Annotated in this window: 16 protein-coding genes and 1 pseudogene; 5 read left to right on the forward strand and 12 right to left on the reverse strand. The window is 61.0% G+C overall.

All coding sequences use genetic code 11. From position 1 onward, the window contains the following. Window positions 1-28: 28 nt before the first annotated feature. Window positions 29-571: a hypothetical protein gene (locus AC07VG_RS05245; protein WP_495004415.1), complete on the reverse strand. Its 543-nt coding sequence runs from the start codon at window positions 569-571 to the stop codon at window positions 29-31. A gap of 901 nt (window positions 572-1,472) precedes the next feature. On the opposite strand from AC07VG_RS05245, the gene AC07VG_RS05250 reads away from it, so the two are divergent. Then, the gene (locus tag AC07VG_RS05250) at window positions 1,473-2,099 is read left to right on the forward strand and encodes a response regulator transcription factor (RefSeq protein WP_040070340.1); all 627 of its coding nucleotides are present in this window, start codon (window positions 1,473-1,475) and stop codon (window positions 2,097-2,099) included. 192 nt (window positions 2,100-2,291) lie between these two features. On the opposite strand, the gene AC07VG_RS05255 is transcribed toward AC07VG_RS05250, so the two are convergent. The 8 genes and pseudogenes from AC07VG_RS05255 to metG form a co-directional block, all read right to left on the reverse strand. Further along, the gene (locus AC07VG_RS05255; RefSeq protein WP_040070339.1) at window positions 2,292-2,471 is read right to left on the reverse strand and encodes a PA3496 family putative envelope integrity protein; all 180 of its coding nucleotides are present in this window, start codon (window positions 2,469-2,471) and stop codon (window positions 2,292-2,294) included. Between the two features lie 107 nt (window positions 2,472-2,578). Further along, on the reverse strand, window positions 2,579-3,217 hold the full coding sequence (nth, locus tag AC07VG_RS05260; RefSeq protein WP_495004416.1) for an endonuclease III: 639 nt from the start codon (window positions 3,215-3,217) through the stop codon (window positions 2,579-2,581). Next, complete coding sequence (locus AC07VG_RS05265; protein WP_495004417.1) at window positions 3,214-3,837, reverse strand: Rnf-Nqr domain containing protein; 624 nt, start codon at window positions 3,835-3,837, stop codon at window positions 3,214-3,216. Before AC07VG_RS05265 ends, nth begins: the two co-directional genes overlap by 4 nt. After that, window positions 3,830-4,429, reverse strand: coding sequence for an RnfABCDGE type electron transport complex subunit G (locus AC07VG_RS05270; RefSeq protein WP_495004418.1), 600 nt, complete (start codon window positions 4,427-4,429; stop codon window positions 3,830-3,832). The genes AC07VG_RS05265 and AC07VG_RS05270 overlap by 8 nt, the downstream gene beginning before the upstream one ends. Then, window positions 4,426-5,418: an RnfABCDGE type electron transport complex subunit D gene (locus AC07VG_RS05275; RefSeq protein ID WP_495004419.1), complete on the reverse strand. Its 993-nt coding sequence runs from the start codon at window positions 5,416-5,418 to the stop codon at window positions 4,426-4,428. The genes AC07VG_RS05270 and AC07VG_RS05275 overlap by 4 nt, the downstream gene beginning before the upstream one ends. 1 nt (window position 5,419) lies before the next feature. Beyond that, window positions 5,420-6,235: pseudogene (gene rsxB / locus AC07VG_RS05280) on the reverse strand (electron transport complex subunit RsxB); the annotation flags it as partial. Next, the gene (locus AC07VG_RS05285) at window positions 6,232-6,819 is read right to left on the reverse strand and encodes an Rnf-Nqr domain containing protein (protein WP_495020610.1); all 588 of its coding nucleotides are present in this window, start codon (window positions 6,817-6,819) and stop codon (window positions 6,232-6,234) included. The pseudogene rsxB and the gene AC07VG_RS05285, both read right to left, overlap by 4 nt. Before the next feature lie 112 nt (window positions 6,820-6,931). Beyond that, entirely contained in the window at window positions 6,932-8,983 is a 2,052-nt protein-coding gene (gene metG / locus AC07VG_RS05290; protein WP_495020611.1) for a methionine--tRNA ligase, read from the reverse strand. A gap of 142 nt (window positions 8,984-9,125) precedes the next feature. Between metG and apbC the strand changes: the two genes are divergently transcribed. Continuing rightward, window positions 9,126-10,220, forward strand: coding sequence for an iron-sulfur cluster carrier protein ApbC (gene apbC, locus AC07VG_RS05295; RefSeq protein WP_495004422.1), 1,095 nt, complete (start codon window positions 9,126-9,128; stop codon window positions 10,218-10,220). Between the two features lie 245 nt (window positions 10,221-10,465). Here apbC and AC07VG_RS05300 read toward each other — a convergent pair whose 3' ends face one another. Further along, window positions 10,466-10,675, reverse strand: coding sequence for a cold-shock protein (locus AC07VG_RS05300; RefSeq protein ID WP_002554837.1), 210 nt, complete (start codon window positions 10,673-10,675; stop codon window positions 10,466-10,468). A 374-nt stretch (window positions 10,676-11,049) separates the two neighbouring features. On the opposite strand from AC07VG_RS05300, the gene dcd reads away from it, so the two are divergent. The 3 genes from dcd to AC07VG_RS05315 all read left to right on the forward strand — a co-directional run bounded on the left by dcd (window position 11,050) and on the right by AC07VG_RS05315 (window position 13,010). Continuing rightward, entirely contained in the window at window positions 11,050-11,616 is a 567-nt protein-coding gene (gene dcd / locus AC07VG_RS05305) for a dCTP deaminase (protein WP_100944471.1), read from the forward strand. Window positions 11,617-11,723: 107 nt separating this feature from the next. After that, window positions 11,724-11,948 (forward strand): hypothetical protein, encoded by a 225-nt coding sequence (locus AC07VG_RS05310; protein WP_495004423.1) that lies wholly within the window; start codon window positions 11,724-11,726, stop codon window positions 11,946-11,948. Between the two features lie 216 nt (window positions 11,949-12,164). Further along, a complete protein-coding gene (locus AC07VG_RS05315; protein ID WP_495020612.1) occupies window positions 12,165-13,010 on the forward strand; it encodes a transporter substrate-binding domain-containing protein in 846 nt (281 codons plus the stop codon). 153 nt (window positions 13,011-13,163) lie between these two features. On the opposite strand, the gene AC07VG_RS05320 is transcribed toward AC07VG_RS05315, so the two are convergent. Further along, a complete protein-coding gene (locus AC07VG_RS05320) occupies window positions 13,164-13,928 on the reverse strand; it encodes an ABC transporter ATP-binding protein (protein WP_495002382.1) in 765 nt (254 codons plus the stop codon). Window positions 13,929-13,935: 7 nt separating this feature from the next. Continuing rightward, window positions 13,936-15,054 carry a succinylglutamate desuccinylase/aspartoacylase family protein gene (locus AC07VG_RS05325; RefSeq protein WP_495002383.1) on the reverse strand — a complete coding sequence of 373 codons (1,119 nt, stop codon included), beginning with the start codon at window positions 15,052-15,054 and terminating at the stop codon, window positions 13,936-13,938. Window positions 15,055-15,062 lie beyond the last annotated feature (8 nt).

Below are 15,062 nucleotides of genomic sequence, written 5' to 3' on the forward strand. Positions count from 1 at the left end.
GGGGCTTTTTTTTGGCGCCGGGACGGCATTATTCATCCTGGTGGTCGGTGCGGTGATTGAGTTCGAAGCGGTAGTTTTTTCCCAGTTCGCAGACCTGGCGCACGGTCAAGTCGAGTTTTTGCGCAATCTCGATGGCGGTGTAACCGAGCGCGCAATAGTGCATGGCATGTCCGGCAATGGCATCTTGCGCGAACTCCGCGCTGGTCGAGTGCGCCGTCCGGTATTTCCGAGTGATGTGCAGCGAACGGCTTTGAACGATCTTCAGGCCGTTTTCCCGCGCCATGCGTTTTATCTCGTTCTTGTTCATCTTGAGCGAGTACTGCAGGGCGCAGATGCCCGCCCCCTTGGTGATCAGCTCGCGCAGCAGTTCGGTTTTGCGTGTTCGTTCCTGCTCCTCTTCTTCCGCCGCCATGGCTTGGTCGCCAGTGTCCGGCGGAACCTGGTCGCAGACGCCGCCTTGCACGCGATCAATGGTGCCGCCGCGTTTGAGAAAGTCGTCAATGGCCAGATCGAGGTCAAGATCCAGAGGTTTGTGCGGGATCAGATGCTTTTTGAAAGTGTGGTCGTTCATTATATATGACCTGCTCGTCCGAGTCGTAGGATAGACCTTTGCTAATGTCATTCGGTGTTGGGAGATGAATAAACGATTGAGTGGTGTTCGAAGGTCTTGAAGTGAGTCAGCAAGTATCGAGTTTGCAGCCTGGAAAGAAAGGATCAAGTCGGAGGGTTTAACTGTAGGGCGGTGATTGTAGAGTTGAAGGTAAGCGTTCTTGGCGGGGCGTAGTCCGTTTCCTGTTCTTTTTATCGGTCGCGGCTTGGCATTTTAAAGTGAGCGGTGCCGCAGCTGTTAATGTTGCCGTTCAGGGTTTATCGAAAGGGCACAACTCAGCACCGACTGTGTATTCACTGGCGGAGGGTGCGTGCAAGTTGTCAAACGTTTCCGCTGACCTGGCATTAGCATAAACAGCTTTTTGATAATACCGTCCTTACTTATGTGTATGCCGTCGGTTTTATGGCCAATTTCTTCGGCGTTTTTCGCGGCAACCAGTGGGCGCCTTGGCGCCCGTCCGCGAGCGCCGCCAGGCCCTGTGTCATGGCGTCCGGGCGCGGGTGGCGGCCCGCGGGCGGGCCCATTATTTCTTGTTGCAGAAATCCATTAGACAGGCCATTACCTGGCGTTCTAATGTTTGAACCTGGCAAAGCGAAGCAAGGTGATGTCGTTGTGCCGGATGCCAAGATGAAATTCCCTGGGAGTGGGATGTTTATCATGGACGGTATGGCTCCCGGACGGTTGGCGATCCGCCAGGGAGTTGCACTTTTTATGATGGTGCTTTTTTTGTAGGGCGAATCTCTGTTGTTTGTAGGGAATGTCTTTGGCTGGTACTGCCCGGTGGAGGCGCTATGCCCAGGAGGGTATGACTAGGCTATTGTGCTGACTCTGAAAATTCGAACAGCGAAAATTGGACTTGCCCATGAATAAAGTGCTGATCGTGGATGATCATCCCGTCATTCGTCTTGCTGTACGTATGCTGATGGAACGTCATGGCTACGAAGTCATTGCGGAGACGGATAACGGTGTAGATGCTTTACAGTTGGCGCGGGAACATGCGCCGGACATTGTTATACTCGATATCGGGATTCCCAAGCTGGACGGGCTGGAAGTCATTGCCCGTTTAACGTCTATGGGACTTTCTTTCAAAGTTCTGGTGCTGACCTCGCAGGCCCCCGGGCATTTTTCCATGCGTTGCATGCAGGCTGGTGCCGCGGGTTACGTGTGCAAGCAGCAGGACCTGACTGAAATGCTCAGTGCCATCAAGGCGGTGCTTTCCGGCTACAGCTATTTCCCCAACCAGGCGTTGCACACGGTGCGCTCCAGCCTGGGGAATGCCAGTGAGGCCGATATGGTCAATCGGCTCTCCGGCCGCGAAATGATGGTGTTGCAGCAATTGGCGAGGGGCAAGAGCAACAAGGAAATTGCCGATGGCATGTTTTTGAGCAACAAGACCGTCAGTACCTACAAAACGCGGTTATTGCTCAAGCTCAACGCCCGCTCGCTGGTTGACCTGATCGAGTTGGCGCAGCGCAACGGCCTGGTCTGAAACAACCTTTAGCGACAGCTACCTGGCAACGGACGGAAGGGGGAAGGAAGCGGGGACGACGAGGAAACCCCCTGGTATTCAGCCGGCAGGAGAGGGCCGGCGGTATGGCATCGACGATGCTCTGCATAACAACGACACCTCTACAAACCAAAAAGCCTCCGCAAAGGAGGCTTTTGAGTGGGCGTGTATTAATTACAAATCAAAATCATAGTCTGCCAGTTGCTTTTGCAGGCGACGCTCTTCCAGCAGGTTATCGATGGTGCGGCGCTTGCTGAGGTTGGTTTTTGCGACCTCAACCACGGGCTCGCTGTCCTCTGTTTCGGCAGCGATGAAGTCGTCTTCTACGTCCAATTGCTCTTTGTCGGTGCTCATAAACATAACTCCGGGCTAAGACTGCCGTTGGCGCCCCTTATATCGATAATTTCCGGCCCGGTAAAAAAGATTTTTTCAATCGCTTTATCAATAAAACCAATAGTGGCTCAATCGTCCGAGGTCTTGTCCTTGTATTCGCACAAGTCTTCGATCCGACAACTGCCACAACGCGGTTTGCGCGCCTGACAGACGTAACGTCCGTGCAGGATCAACCAGTGGTGGGCGTCGAGCAGGTAAGGCTTGGGCACGAATTTCATCAACTGCTTCTCGACCGCGACCACATCCTTGCCCGGCGCCAGGCCGGTGCGGTTGCTGACCCGGAAAATATGCGTGTCGACGGCCATGGTCAGTTGTCGGAACGCGGTGTTGAGCACCACGTTGGCGGTCTTGCGACCGACGCCGGGCAGGGCCTCCAGGGCTTCGCGGGTTTGCGGTACCTCGCCGCCGTGGTTTTCCACCAGCAAGCGACAAGTCTCGATCACGTTCTTGGCCTTGCTGTTGAACAGGCCGATGGTCTTGATATACGCCGACAGCCCTTCGACCCCGAGGGCGTGAATGGCTTGTGGGGTGTTGGCCACGGGGTAGAGCTTGGCAGTCGCCTTGTTCACGCTGACGTCGGTGGCCTGGGCGGAGAGAATCACCGCGATCAACAGCTCAAAGGGCGTCGAGTAGGCCAGTTCGGTCTTGGGGTCCGGATTGTCTTCGTGGAATCTGCGAAAGATCTCCAGGCGTTTGGCGGCATTCATGGCAGGGTGGATTCCTTTGAAAATGAGGTCGAGCCCAGTCTGGCTAAGCGCTGCTGGCTCCAGGCCTGTCTGGCGGCCAACAGCAGGCCCAGAAGGATAAAGGCGCCCGGCGTCAGGCTGGCCAGGTGCAGTCCGTCTTGCGCGGCCCACAAGCGCGGCAGCTCGCTAGCGCTCGGGTTTAGCCAGCGCAGGTGATCGAGCAACGTGCCGTTACCCAGCAGTTCTCGCAGCGTCCCCATGAGCAACAGGCCCACCCCGAGGCTGGCGAGCAGGGCGGTGCTGGTCCCCAGGTGACGGCGCTCGAACGCTCCCAGGTGCTCCAATAGCAGGCATTGCAGGCTGATCAGGGCCGGGTAGATACCCAGGGCCTGGTGCAACTCCCAGGCCCAGGCCTGAAGACCGAGGGAAAGGCAACTGACCAGGGTGGCGGCGAGCAGGATGCCGCTCAGCCCGGCCAGCCTCGGGTGAATCCAGGGTTTGAGAGTCCGACTCAGCAGGCCATAGGCGCTGATCGCGATCAGGCTCAGCACCCCGATCGAGAGTGCCTTGAGCAACGAATCGCTGGCACCGAGGAGTGGCGTCAGGAGCATGGTTTTCTGGAGCGTCGCGGACCTATTCATGTGCGGCTGTTCCCATGAGTGGCGCCAGATGTTCATCGAAGTAGCGCAGGGCATCATGAATGGCGTTGACGGCGGCGCGGGAGGTGATCGTCGCGCCGGCTATCTGGTCGAACTGCCCGCCATCCTTTTTCAGGCGCCAGTCGCTATCGGCGGTATCCGCCCGGGACTTACCCAGCCAGTGTTGCAGCCAGAGATTACCCTGGTCGGCGATTTTTGCTCCCAGCCCGGGTGTTTCCGCGTGCGACAGGGTCTTGACCCCGAGCAGCCTGCCGTTCACGCCAATCCCGATCATCAGATCCAGCGGCCCGCCATAGCCCTGGGTCCGACTTTGCAGGACAACCGCGCTCGGTTGGCCGTCCTTGAACATCAAGCTGCCGCTGATCAGCAGGCTGTGAGCTTGCTGCACCGCCTCCAGTTGTAGCGGGCGGCTCTGGTATTGCCCTGGCGGCAGGACATCGAGCAGCTTGCGGTTCTCGATCACCTCCTGTTGTTCCTGGATCAGCGGTCGCGCCTGTTGCTGCGCCAGCCAGGTCAGGCCGATTCCCAGTCCGGCCAGGGTCAGCAGGATAAGTGCCGAGGCGGTTCTGTTCATGCTGGCGGTTCCTCCTGCGTGGCGGCGCCCAGGCGTTCCAGGGACGGTACCGCGAGGTTCATCAGCAGCACGGCAAAGGCCACGCCATCGGGGTAGCTGCCCCAGGTGCGGATCACGTAGGTCAGGGTGCCGACGCCGATGCCGAACAGCAGGCGCGCCCTGGGGCTTCTGGCGCCGGAGACCGGCTCGGTGACGATGAAAAAGGCACCGAGCATCGTCGCGCCAGTCAGCAGGTGAAACAGTGGCGAGCCGTGGGAGTCCGAGCCGGAGCCATTCCAGAACAGCAAGCTGAGGATAAACAGGCTGCCGAGCATGCCCGCCGGCGCGTGCCAGCTGAAGACTTTTTGCCTGAGCAGAAAGGCGCCGCCGGCGAGAAAGGCCAGATTGACCCATTCGCTGCCCTTGCCGCCGAAATGCCCGAATGCGGGGTTGCTGGCGAAAAGCTCGTCCATGGTCAGGCTTTTGTTGATCCGTAGTGTGTCCAGCGCGGTGGCCTGGACCCAGGCGTCCGGTTGCCCGTCGAGATGCAGGCCGAACACGGTTTGCAGGCCGCCGAGCAGGTTCAGGCCATGGTTGATCGACCAATGGGTCATGGCGCCAGGGAAGCTGACCAGGACCAGGGCATAACCGAGCATGGCCGGGTTGAACGGATTTTTACCCAGGCCGCCATACAGATGCTTGCCCAGCAGCAAGGCGCTGGTCGAGGCGCTGACGGTCAGCCACCAGGGGCAATAGGGCGGCAGGGCGACGGCCAGCAGGGTGGCGCTGACCAGGGCGCTGCCGTCCATCAACGCGGAGCCTATCGGGCGGCGGCGTAAACCGAGGGCCAGCGCTTCGGCCGCCAGCGCGCTGCAGGCGGCCAGCAGCAGGTTGATCAGGATGGCCCAACCATTGAGCCAGAGTAGCACCGCGATCCCTGGCAGCGTGGCGAGCAACACCCATTGCATGGCCCGGCGGGTGCGCTCGTCCGGCGTTTCAAGGCGCCGCATGGGACGCATCCAAGTGGCGCAGGGCCTGTTCCGCTGCTTCGAATTGCTGTTGCAGCAGCACCAGTTGTGCGGCCTGTTCGGCAATCGGCGGATGGCCGAAGGCTTTCAGCGATTTGTTCAATTGCGCCCGGCTCATGGCCAGATTGATCTTGGCTTTTTTCAGCGCCGCGTCGGCGGCCTCGGCTTTCTGCGCCTTGATCCGCGCAATGGCGTCCTGCACCGGGTTGGTCGCGACGGCTTCGGGTTGTGCCGCGCGCTGCGTACGGGCCAGGCGTTCCGCCTGCTTGCGCTGTTCTTCGGCGTGCAGCCGGGCGTTGCGGTTTTCGAAGCGCCGGCGCGCGCGATTGCGTTTCTCCGTGCGCGCGCGGAGTTCCGCGACGCTGTTGGCCAAGCCGCCGACCACCGGCACGATCTGGGTCAAGGGCAGTGGATGCATCTCGATGCAATCCACCGGGCAGGGCGCGACACACAGGTCGCAGCCGGTGCACTCGTCGACGATCACGCTGTGCATCCACTTGGCCGCGCCGACAATGGCATCCACCGGGCAGGCCTGGATGCATTTGGTGCAGCCGATGCACTCGGCCTCGCGGATAAACGCGACCTGGGCCGGGGCGCTGCCGCGTTCGGGGTCCAGCAGCAGGACGGGCACGTGCAGCAGTTCGGCCAGGGCGGCAATGGTTTCACCACCGCCCGGCGGGCACTTGTTGATCGCCTCGCCCTGGGCGATGCCTTCGGCGTAAGGCTTGCAGCCCGGGTGCCCGCATTTACCGCATTGGGTCTGCGGCAGCAGGGCATCGATACGTTGAATCAGGCTCATGGTTTGACCAATGCAGTGAAACCGAGGAAGGCCACGCCTATCAAACCGGCGCCAATCAGATCGATCGGCAGACCGCGAAAGGGCAGCGGAACCTCCTCGTGGAAAGTACGCTGGCGCAGGTCGCTGAACAGGCTCAGGACCAGCCAGAAACCCAGTCCGGCCCCCAGGCTGGTGACGAGCGCCCGGATCAGTCCCAGGTCATCGGCGGCGTTGAGCAGGCTCAGGCCGAGGATGCCGGCATTGCCCAGCAGCCAGGGCGCAAGCCCGGCAAAGGGCAGGCGTGGCAGGCAGCGCGCAAGCAGTGTCAGGAGTGGGCCAATCAGCAACACGCTGGTGGGCAGGAAGACGAACAGCTTGAAGGCCTCCAGGCCCAGTGGCAGCAGCAGGTAGTGGTAGAGGCTGTGGCTGATCAGCGTGCTGAGCAGCAGCAGTGCGCTGGTGGCAATGCCCAGGGCGTGGAGGGTCAGGCGTTTTCCGGAGACGGCCGGTTTGGCTTGCAGCAGCGGATCGACGCCCAGCGGCCAGTGCAACACGAGGTTGTTGAGCAGGGCTGCACTGACGAGAGGAAATACAAAATCGATCATGGTCATGCCGGATTAGCGAACAACGCTGATTATCCGGCAAGGAGGGACTGCGTACCAGTTTTGCAACGTCGCGGGCCATGATTGCACATGACCCGCGAGTTGGCGTGAGCGGTTACTTGATCCGCTGGCCTGGCTTGGCACCGGTGTCCGGGCTCAGCAGGTAGATGTCCTCGCCGCCAGGGCCGGCCGCCATCACCATGCCCTCGGAGATACCGAAACGCATTTTCCGTGGTTTGAGGTTGGCGATCATCATGGTCAGGCGACCTTCCAGCTCCGCGGGGTTCGGGTAGGCGCTCTTGATTCCGGAGAACACGTTGCGTTGCTCATCGCCGATATCCAGGGTCAGGCGCAGCAGCTTGTCCGCGCCTTCGACGGCTTCGGCCTTGAGAATCAGCGCGACGCGCAGGTCGACGGCGGCAAAGGCATCGAAGTCGATTTCCGCCGACAACGGGTCCTTGGCCAGTTCGCCGTTGCCTTGTGGGGCGGCGCTACCGGTGTCGGTCTGGCTGGCGGTGAGGTCTTCTTTCGAGGCGTCGCTCATGGCTTGCACTTTTACCGGGTCGATACGGGTCATCAATGGTTTGAACGCATTCAACTGATGGTTGGCGAGCAGGCTGGTGTGATCGTTCCAGGTCAGCGGCGCGACATTGAGGAATGCCTCGGCATCGGCGGCCAGCAGTGGCAGCACCGGCTTGAGGAAGATGATCAATTGGCGGAACAGGTTGATGCCCACGGCGCAGACGGCCTGGACTTCATCCTGCTTGCCTTCCTGTTTGGCCAGGGACCAGGGGGCCTTGTCGGCGATCCAGGCATTGGCGCGGTCGGCCAGCCCCATGATTTCACGCATGGCCCGGGCGAAATCCCGTGCCTCGTAGGCTTCGGCGATGCTCGGGGTGGCGGCCAGGAAGGCTTCGGTGAGTTCCGGCGCGGCGTTGCCGGCCACCAGTACACCGGCATTGCCCTTGTGGATAAAACCGGCACAACGGCTGGCGATGTTGACCACCTTGCCGACCAGGTCCGAGTTGACCTTCTGCACGAAGTCTTCCAGGTTCAGGTCGAGGTCGTCGACGCCTTTGCCCAGCTTGGCCGCGTAGTAGTAACGCAGGTATTCCGGGGACAGGTGGTCCAGGTAGGTCCGGGCCTTGATAAAGGTGCCGCGGGACTTGGACATCTTCTGACCGTTGACGGTCAGGTAGCCGTGCACGTTGATCCCGGTTGGCTTGCGGTAGCCGGCACCTTCGAGCATCGCTGGCCAGAACAGGGCGTGGAAGTTGACGATGTCCTTGCCGATGAAGTGGTACAGCTCGGCTGTCGAGTCCTTGCCCCAGAACGCATCGAAGTCCAGTTCCGGACGTCGCGCGCAGAGGTTCTTGAAGCTGGCCATGTAGCCGATGGGCGCATCCAGCCAGACGTAGAAGTACTTGCCCGGCTCATCCGGGATCTCGAAACCGAAATACGGCGCGTCGCGGGAGATGTCCCACTGTTGCAGGCCGGCATCCAGCCATTCGGCGATCTTGTTCGCCACGGCGTCCTGCAGGGTGCCGCTGCGGGTCCAGGTTTGCAGCATGGCCTGGAAGTCCGGCAGCTTGAAGAAGAAGTGCTGGGAATCCTTGAGCACCGGCGTGGCCCCGGAAATCGCCGATTTCGGGTCTTTCAGGTCGGTGGGTGCGTAGGTCGCGCCGCATTTCTCGCAGTTGTCGCCGTACTGGTCTTCGGTGCCGCATTTCGGGCAGGTGCCCTTGATGAAGCGGTCGGCCAGGAACATCTGCTTTTCCGGGTCGAAATACTGGGTGATCGAACGTGTGGCGATATGCCCGGCGTCGCGCAGGCGCAGGTAGATCTGGGTCGACAGCGCGCGGTTTTCTTCGGCGTGGGTCGAGTGGAAGTTGTCGAACTCCACCAGGAAGTCGGCGAAGTCGCTGCTGTGCTCGAGCTGGACGTTGGCGATCAACTGTTCCGGGGTGATGCCTTCCTTCTCGGCGCGCAACATGATGGCCGAGCCGTGGGCGTCGTCAGCGCAGACATAGATGCATTGGTTGCCGCGGTGCTTCTGGAAGCGCACCCACATGTCCGTCTGGACATACTCGACCATGTGGCCAAGGTGAATGGAACCATTGGCATAGGGCAGGGCGCTGGTGACGAGGATCTGGCGTGGCTCGGACATGGGGCTCGGCTACTTGAAGTGAAACGGAGATCGGCCACTATAAAGCCCCGGCGCACATAATTCACCCCTTGTGGCATGTCTCTGCTTCTCAGAACGGTTAGGATAGCTGTCTGTTTTACTCAGTCTTTTTCGGGAGTTGCCCATGAGCGCAGTCAATCGCGCAGCGGTGGAGGCCGTCCTTCGCCAGTACACCGACCCTTATCTGAACCAGGACCCGGTCAGCGCCGGCTGTGTGCGGGCCATCGATATCCAGGGTGATCACGTCACGGTCCGACTGGAGTTGGGTTATGCCGCCGGCCTGTTCAAAAGTGGCTGGGCGCAGATGTTGCAGATGGCCGTCGAAGGCCTGGACGGCGTGGCCGCGGCCAAGGTCGAGATCGACTGCGTGATTGCCGCGCACAAGGCCCAGGCGCAGATTCCGGGCCTGGCCAATGTGAAGAACGTGGTGGCGGTGGCCTCCGGCAAGGGCGGGGTGGGCAAGTCGACCACGGCGGCCAACCTGGCGCTGGCGCTGGCCCGCGAAGGGGCCCGGGTGGGGATTCTCGATGCGGATATCTACGGGCCGAGCCAGGGCATCATGTTCGGTGTCGCTGAAGGCACGCGGCCGAAGATCAAGGAGCAGAAATGGTTCGTGCCCATCGAGTCCCATGGCGTGGAAGTGATGTCCATGGCCTTCCTTACCGATGACAACACGCCGATGGTCTGGCGCGGTCCGATGGTTTCCGGGGCTTTGTTGCAACTGGTGACCCAGACCGACTGGGGCAACCTCGACTACCTGGTGATCGACATGCCGCCGGGCACCGGCGATATCCAGCTGACCCTGGCGCAGAAGGTCCCGGTGGCCGGCGCGGTGATTGTCACCACCCCGCAGGACCTGGCCCTGTTGGATGCCCGCAAGGGCGTGGAGATGTTCCGCAAGGTGAATATCCCGGTGCTGGGTGTCGTGGAAAACATGGCGGTGCATATCTGTTCGAACTGCGGCCATGCCGAGCATCTGTTCGGTGAAGGCGGCGGTGAGAAGCTGGCGAGCCAGTATGGCGTTGAGCTGCTGGCCTCGTTGCCGCTGTCGATGCTGATCCGTGAGCAGGCCGACGGTGGCAAGCCGACGGTGATCGCCGAGCCGGACAGCCAGATCGCCATGGTCTACCAGGAACTGGCACGGCACGTGGGCGCGCGGATCGTGTTGCAGGAAGCGGTCAGCCAGGCAATGCCGAATATCACCATCAGCGACGATTGATGTCGCTACGCCTCAAGCGAGCTGGAACGCTGTACCTGTAGGAGCCGGCTTGCTGGCGATGCGATCTGACAGTCGACATCGTTGTCGCCTGATAAGCCGCTATCGCCAGCAAGCCGGCTCCTGCAAGGTTTGTGTCGTACGGTTGATGGGCGTACGGGCCGATACCTGGCAGGCACCTGCAAAACACCCGGGCACAAAAAAGCCCCGCTTTTGAGGGCGGGGCTTTTTTACTGGATCAGTACAAGTTAGATAACTTGAACTTCTTCAGCTTGCATGCCTTTCTGACCGCGGGTAGCGATGAAAGAAACCTGTTGGCCTTCTTTCAGGCTTTTGAAGCCGTCGGATTGGATTGCTTTGAAGTGTACGAACAGGTCGTCACCGGATTGTGGAGTGATGAAGCCGAAGCCTTTTTCATCGTTGAACCACTTAACGGTACCGGTTTGGCGATTAGACATTTGATGTCTCCTTGGACAAAGTTAACTGCGACTCAGGAAAAGCCCTGGCCGAGACTGAGTGCAAAGAGCAGGAAAAATTCTTGGAGATGGTTGGATCGAAATTCAACATCGTGTAGAGATTCTCAGTGACACAAGCAGCACAGTGGCGCCACCATACCCCACTTTCCGAGACGTGCCAATGGTCTTCACAAAGGTTTCGTCTATTTCGTGACTGGCGGTGGCCGGGAAGGCTGGTAGTCCAGCGCAAATGGCCGATTTGTCAGGTCCGGGGAGCGCGTCATCGCGAGAAACGGCGTCGACGCTTTAACCCGACGGCGCGCCCCGGTAAGATGCCGGACAGAATTTTTCCACCTCGTTATATCAGGACACCCGCCATGAGCATCAAATCGGACAAGTGGATTCGCCGCATGGCGCAAGAGCACGGCATGATCGAACCCTTCGTCGAGCGCCAGGTGCGTGGCGAAGCCGACAACCGGGTGATCTCCTTCGGTGTCTCGAGCTATGGCTACGATGTGCGCTGCGCCGATGAGTTCAAGGTGTTCACCAACATCAATTCGGCGACTGTCGATCCGAAAAACTTCGACGCGGGCAGCTTCGTCGATGTGAAGAGCGACGTCTGCATCATTCCACCGAACTCCTTCGCCCTGGCCCGCACCGTCGAGTATTTCCGTATTCCACGCAACGTGCTGACCATCTGCCTGGGCAAGAGTACTTACGCCCGTTGCGGGATCATCGTCAACGTCACGCCGCTGGAGCCGGAATGGGAAGGCCACGTGACCCTGGAGTTCTCCAACACCACCACGTTGCCGGCGAAGATCTACGCCAATGAAGGCGTGGCGCAGATGTTGTTCCTCGAGTCCGATGAAGAGTGCGAAGTGTCCTATAAGGACCGTGGCGGCAAGTATCAGGGCCAGCGTGGCGTGACCCTGCCGCGTACCTGACAAAGGGCGCGTCGAAACAGGGAATTCCTCGGCGTACGGCTACTCTATTGAGTGCACCCTCCCGGTTTGTGCAAGACGAACCGGGCTTCAACGCTCAGGAGTACCCCATGAAGATCGATCCAAGTATCAGCGCCCAACTGGCGAAACTGGAACCCAATCAAGTGGGTTTGTTGGCTTGGTCGTTGCTGGCGCATCCCCAGAGCCTGTCCAGCGGCATTCCGGGTATCCCGGGGCAGCCTGATCCCGATACGCCGCAACCCAGCGAACCGCCCCACCCGAACGAGCCCAGCGAACCGTACATTCCCGATGAGACGCCATCACCCACGGGCTGATGTCGATTGTGTCGTTACGGATGTCTGTCCTGTAGGCGCAGCCGGTCGACGCTCGATTGCTCGCGATGGTCGTTAACGATGACTCTTCGTGCCTGATACCCCACGGTGCCGGGTACTCCATCGCGAGCAAGCTCGCTCCTACAGGGGGCTAGCGGTTAATCTGGAGAGGCGTGCCTGTCGCAGGCACCCATGGATCCAGATAAGAAAGGACCGCTTATGACGTTTGCCATTCCCGCGTATTTTTCCCGCTGCCTGTTCGCCGGGCTGTTGCTGACCGGCACGGTCACTGCCGCGCCGCAGCCGCCGAGCAGTAGCGCGGCTTCCCCGCAGGAAGCCAGCAACAGCCGACTCGACCACATCGTCCAGCAAGGCGTGCTGCGTGTCGGCACTACCGGTGACTACAAGCCGTTCAGCTACAAGAGTGCGGATGGCTTTATCGGCCTGGATATCGAACTGGCCGAAGGGCTGGCGACATCCCTGGGGGTCAAGCTGGAACTGGTGCCGACCACCTGGCCGACGCTGATGGGCGATCTGCAGGCTGACAAGTTCGACCTGGCGATCAGCGGGATCTCGGTGAACATGGAGCGCCAGAAACTGGCGTTTTTCTCGCAGCCTTACCAGCGTGACGGCAAGACGCCGATCACCCTCTGTTCCCGGCAGCAGGCGTTCCAGACCCTGGCTCAGATCGACCAGCCGAATGTCCGGGCGATCGTCAACCCTGGCGGCACCAATGAGAAGTTCGCCCGCGCCAACCTCAAGCAGGCGCAGATCCTCGTGCATCCGGACAATGTGACGATTTTCCAGCAGATCGTCGACGGCAAGGCCGACCTGATGATGACCGACGCGGTGGAAACCCGGGTCCAGCAGAAGCTGCATCCGCAGCTGTGCGCGGTGCACCCGGAGCAGCCGTTCGACTTCTCCGAGAAGGCCGTGTTGCTGCCCCGTGACATCGTGCTCAAGCAGTATGTCGACCAGTGGCTGCATCAGGATATGGAAAGCGGCCGCTTCGCCAAGCGCCTGGAAACGTGGCTGGCCTATCCATGGCCTGCGGCGCACGGCTGAAGAACCGTGATCTTGAAGCCGGATGAAGCTCGTGTGGGCGCAGATCGCCCTTGTGGGAGCGGAGCTTGCCCGCGAAGCTTTTAGCGATTTCAAGGACGCCTTCGCGGGCAAGCTCCGCTCCCACAAAAGCAGTCCCCGCGAGGCCGGTTTTACTTACTTGAGGTTACCGCTGAGGAACTGACGCAGCCGCTCGCTCTGCGGATTGCCCAACACATCGTCCGGCGCGCCTTGTTCTTCCACCAACCCCTGGTGCAGGAACAGCACCTGGCTGGAGACCTTGCGCGCGAAGCTCATCTCGTGGGTCACCATGATCATGGTCCGGCCTTCTTCGGCCAGCCCCTGGATCACCTTGAGCACTTCACCCACCAGTTCCGGGTCCAGTGCCGAGGTCGGTTCGTCGAACAGCATCACTTCCGGTTCCATCGCCAGCGCCCGGGCAATCGCCACGCGCTGCTGCTGGCCGCCGGACAGAAACGCCGGATACTGACTGGCCACCCGGGCCGGCAGGCCGACTTTTTCCAGGTAACGGTGGGCACGCTCCTCGGCGTCTTTCTTGCTCACCCCCAGTACCCGCCGCGGGGCCATGGTGATGTTTTCCAGCACGCTCATGTGGCTCCACAGGTTGAAGTGTTGGAACACCATGGCCAGGCGGGTGCGCAGACGCTGCAATTCGGCGTCGTCGGCGACGCGCATGCCGTGCTTGTCGCTGACCATGCGGATCGCCTGGCCGTCGAGGCTCATGGCACCGTCATTGGGCGTTTCGAGGAAGTTGATGCAGCGCAGGAAGGTACTCTTGCCCGAGCCGCTGGCGCCGATCAGGCTGATCACATCGCCAGTCTTGGCCTTGAGCGAGACGCCCTTGAGCACCTGGTGTTCGCCATAGCTCTTGTGCAGGCCTTCAATGGTCAGTTTGTACATGGGCACCTCAAGGAGAAAGTAGATAGCCGCTGCGATAGGCTTCGCGGCCGGCGACATGGGCAATCACCATGCCGGCGGTGGCCATGCGGCGCAACGAACGGGCGTAGAGCAGGCCCGCCGCATTGCAATGAATAGGGGTGACGCTGTCGCTGAGCGGGTCGATGATCTCGGCGATCAGTTGCCCGGCTTCCAGGTATTGCCCCGGCACCGCGCAGAACACCAGCAGGCCACCCACCGGCGTGCTCACCGGTTCGACAGCGGCCAGCGGCGTTGCCGGGTACGGCAGCTCCGGCAAGGGCGCGGACTCGCCGACGATGGCGCCGAAGTGCGTCAGGTAGTCGAGGATCGCCTGGCAGTCGAGACGCGCCTGCGGGTGATTCACATCGCCCTGGCCGCGCAGCTCCACGGTCACCGAGAAACTGCCCTGGGGAATCGCGAAACGCTCGCCAAAGCGCTGGCGCAGGTCCCACCAGAGCAGGGTGAAGCATTCGTCGAACGACTGGCCGCCGGAGTCGGTGGCCAACAGGCTGGCTTGCGAACCGATATAGCGGGCCAGCGGTTCAACCTGCGGCCAGGCTTCGGGCGTGGTGTACAGATGGGCCACGGCTTCGAAGTCGCAGTGCAGGTCCAGCACCATGTCCGCGTCGCAAGCCAGTCGTTGCAAGGTCAGGCGCTGGGATTGCAACTGGGTCGCGGGCACCTCCGCCGCCAGGGCGGCCTTGAGGTGAGCGCGGATCAACTGCAGGTTGTGCACCGGATCGTCCGTGAGCTGGTCTTCGATCTGCTGGCCGATCTCGTCGCTGAGGTCGATGAACCAGCGATTGAAGTTCTGCCCGCTTTCCAGCTCGTAGCGACCCAGCGGCACGTCCATCAGCACCTGTTCCAGGCCGATTGGGTTGGCCACTGGCACCAGCACGATTTCGTAGCGCAGGGCGCCGACCTGTTCCAGCTCGGCCAGGCGCTGCTTGAGGTGCCAGGCCACCAGCATGCCGGGCAGTTCGTCGGCGTGCAGGGACGACTGGATGTAGATCTTCCCCGTGGCCTGTTCCGGCCCGAAATGAAAGCTGTGGATCTGCCGGGCGGTACCCGGCAGGGGAGCCAGCAGCTCGTGAGTCAGATGACGCATGCTCTGGA

It is taken from the genome of Pseudomonas sp. GW821-FHT03C07, from assembly GCF_059420925.1.

What these genes read in the sequence shown, in the direction of transcription:
- AC07VG_RS05245 (WP_495004415.1), bottom strand. Translation starts at nt 571, where the DNA reads ATGAACGACCACACTTTCAAAAAGCATCTGATCCCGCACAAACCTCTG.
- AC07VG_RS05250 (WP_040070340.1), top strand. Translation starts at nt 1,473, where the DNA reads ATGAATAAAGTGCTGATCGTGGATGATCATCCCGTCATTCGTCTTGCT.
- AC07VG_RS05255 (WP_040070339.1), bottom strand. Translation starts at nt 2,471, where the DNA reads ATGAGCACCGACAAAGAGCAATTGGACGTAGAAGACGACTTCATCGCT.
- nth (WP_495004416.1), bottom strand. Translation starts at nt 3,217, where the DNA reads ATGAATGCCGCCAAACGCCTGGAGATCTTTCGCAGATTCCACGAAGAC.
- AC07VG_RS05265 (WP_495004417.1), bottom strand. Translation starts at nt 3,837, where the DNA reads ATGAATAGGTCCGCGACGCTCCAGAAAACCATGCTCCTGACGCCACTC.
- AC07VG_RS05270 (WP_495004418.1), bottom strand. Translation starts at nt 4,429, where the DNA reads ATGAACAGAACCGCCTCGGCACTTATCCTGCTGACCCTGGCCGGACTG.
- AC07VG_RS05275 (WP_495004419.1), bottom strand. Translation starts at nt 5,418, where the DNA reads ATGCGGCGCCTTGAAACGCCGGACGAGCGCACCCGCCGGGCCATGCAA.
- AC07VG_RS05285 (WP_495020610.1), bottom strand. Translation starts at nt 6,819, where the DNA reads ATGATCGATTTTGTATTTCCTCTCGTCAGTGCAGCCCTGCTCAACAAC.
- metG (WP_495020611.1), bottom strand. Translation starts at nt 8,983, where the DNA reads ATGTCCGAGCCACGCCAGATCCTCGTCACCAGCGCCCTGCCCTATGCC.
- apbC (WP_495004422.1), top strand. Translation starts at nt 9,126, where the DNA reads ATGAGCGCAGTCAATCGCGCAGCGGTGGAGGCCGTCCTTCGCCAGTAC.
- AC07VG_RS05300 (WP_002554837.1), bottom strand. Translation starts at nt 10,675, where the DNA reads ATGTCTAATCGCCAAACCGGTACCGTTAAGTGGTTCAACGATGAAAAA.
- dcd (WP_100944471.1), top strand. Translation starts at nt 11,050, where the DNA reads ATGAGCATCAAATCGGACAAGTGGATTCGCCGCATGGCGCAAGAGCAC.
- AC07VG_RS05310 (WP_495004423.1), top strand. Translation starts at nt 11,724, where the DNA reads ATGAAGATCGATCCAAGTATCAGCGCCCAACTGGCGAAACTGGAACCC.
- AC07VG_RS05315 (WP_495020612.1), top strand. Translation starts at nt 12,165, where the DNA reads ATGACGTTTGCCATTCCCGCGTATTTTTCCCGCTGCCTGTTCGCCGGG.
- AC07VG_RS05320 (WP_495002382.1), bottom strand. Translation starts at nt 13,928, where the DNA reads ATGTACAAACTGACCATTGAAGGCCTGCACAAGAGCTATGGCGAACAC.
- AC07VG_RS05325 (WP_495002383.1), bottom strand. Translation starts at nt 15,054, where the DNA reads ATGCGTCATCTGACTCACGAGCTGCTGGCTCCCCTGCCGGGTACCGCC.